Origin of the sequence: Streptomyces sp. NPDC012510, from assembly GCF_042955065.1 — a bacterium.
In the GTDB taxonomy this organism is placed as follows: Bacteria; Actinomycetota; Actinomycetes; order Streptomycetales; family Streptomycetaceae; genus Streptomyces.
The window spans coordinates 1-1,735 of sequence record NZ_JBIBEN010000073.1; the positions used below are offsets into that span (position 1 = coordinate 1).

The following is a 1,735-nucleotide window of genomic DNA, read 5'->3' on the forward strand; positions in this document are numbered from 1 at the left end:
TTAGGGGTCCTAACAAAAGTGGGTGGACTTGACCTGGTCAGAGGTCGGTGTCGTGCACGAGGCCGCTGGGTATCGGGACGCGGTCAGCTGCGTAGTCGCACGCGATAAACCTGGCGACGTCGGCGGTCATCCCCGGGATACTGGTCGCCCATGGATGAGGTCAAAGTCGTTGTCGCCCATTCTGAGCGCGCGACTCTGCGCGTCGGCGACGTGTTCCTGAAGGTGGACGCCGATCAGGCGCGCATCGATGTCGAGGTCGAGGCGATGGCCCTGGCGCCGGTCCCGACCCCGGAGGTCCTGTGGTGTAAGCCGTCCGTGCTCGCGATGGCGGCACTCCCGGGGACGACGCTTGGGCGCCTCGGCGGGCCGTCGACCGGGTCGCCGGCGGCGTGGGCCGCGGCGGGCGCCGCCATCCGGAAGCTGCACGACGCGCCACTGCCGCCCCGACCCGGTGGGGCCGGCCGGAGCATCGTCGCGCTGGCGGCGGAACTCGACGACGAGTGGGAGTTGCTCATGATGAACGGCGTCCTGCCCGCTGACCTGGTCACCCGCAACCGCCAGGTCGCCGAGGCCGCGCTCCGGCCGTGGACTGCGGCGTTCACGCACGGCGACCTGCAGATCGCGCACGTCTTCGTCGACGGCGACGAGGTCACGGGCATCATCGACTGGTCAGAAGCGGGCCAGGGTGATGCCCTGTACGACCTCGCCACCTTCACGCTCGGACACGAGGAGCACCTCGACGACGTCATCGCCGGGTATGGCACCGACATCGACCTCGACGTGATCCACGCGTGGTGGTCGTTGCGAAGCCTGCTGGCAGTTCGCTGGCTGATCGAGCACGGCTTCGACCCGTTCGCGCCGGGCTGTGAGGTCGACGTGCTGAGATCCCAGATGTGAGGCTGCGCGGGCCCGACTGCTACGAATGCGTTCCGACGCATCGAGCAGGCCATCCTCTGGGGCGATCGCCCGCCCTTACTTTCGGCAAAGTGCGGTGCGCAGTCGTCGCCAGCAGATGACGGCGCAGCCGAGGGTGACGAACGCGTGGTGGATGTCGTCGCGTATCTCCCAGCGGATGCGCAGGCGGCGGAACCAGTGCAGTAGCGCGATCGCTCCTTCCACGACCCAGCGGTACACGCCCAGGCCGGAGCCGTGCCCGGTGCCGCGCCGGGCGATGTGCGGGGTGATCTGGAACCGGCGGACCTTGTCTCGGTAGACCTCGTGGTCATAGCCGCGGTCGGCGTACAGGTGCTTGGGGCGGCGCCGCGGCTGGCCGCGCTTGCCGCGGATCGGTGGGACGGCCTGGATCAGCGGGATCAGTTGGGTGACGTCGTTGCGGTTGCCGCCGGTGGTGATTGCCGCGAGCGGGATGCCGTGCGCCTCGACGATCAGGTGGTGCTTGCTGCCGGCCTTGCCCCGGTCCACCGGGGACGGACCGGTGGCCGGCCCGCCCTTCATCGCGCGGATGTGGCTGGAGTCGACCGCTGCGCGGGAGAAGTCCAGCAGGTCTGCGGCCCGCAGCTCGGAGAGCAGCAGCTCGTGCAGGTTCTGCCAGACCCCGGCTTCGTTCCAGTCCCGCAGCCGTCGCCAGCAGGTCATCCCCGAGCCGAAGCCCAGCTCCTGGGGCAGAAACTCCCAGCGGATCCCGGTGTACAGCACAAACAGGATCCCGCACAGCACCCTGCGACTATCCAGACGCTTACGACCTGGACGCCGCGGATTACGCGGGACGACCGGC

The 1,735-nt window shown here is 69.1% G+C and carries 2 protein-coding genes; one reads left to right on the forward strand and one right to left on the reverse strand.

The window, feature by feature from the left end; all coding sequences use genetic code 11:
- The first annotated feature begins 150 nt into the window (after window positions 1-150).
- Window positions 151-897 (forward strand): phosphotransferase, encoded by a 747-nt coding sequence (locus ACFY9I_RS42355; protein ID WP_391012837.1) that lies wholly within the window; start codon window positions 151-153, stop codon window positions 895-897.
- Between the two features lie 75 nt (window positions 898-972).
- On the opposite strand, the gene ACFY9I_RS42360 is transcribed toward ACFY9I_RS42355, so the two are convergent.
- On the reverse strand, window positions 973-1,735 hold a 763-nt coding region (locus ACFY9I_RS42360), incomplete at its 5' end, for an IS5 family transposase (RefSeq protein WP_391012839.1).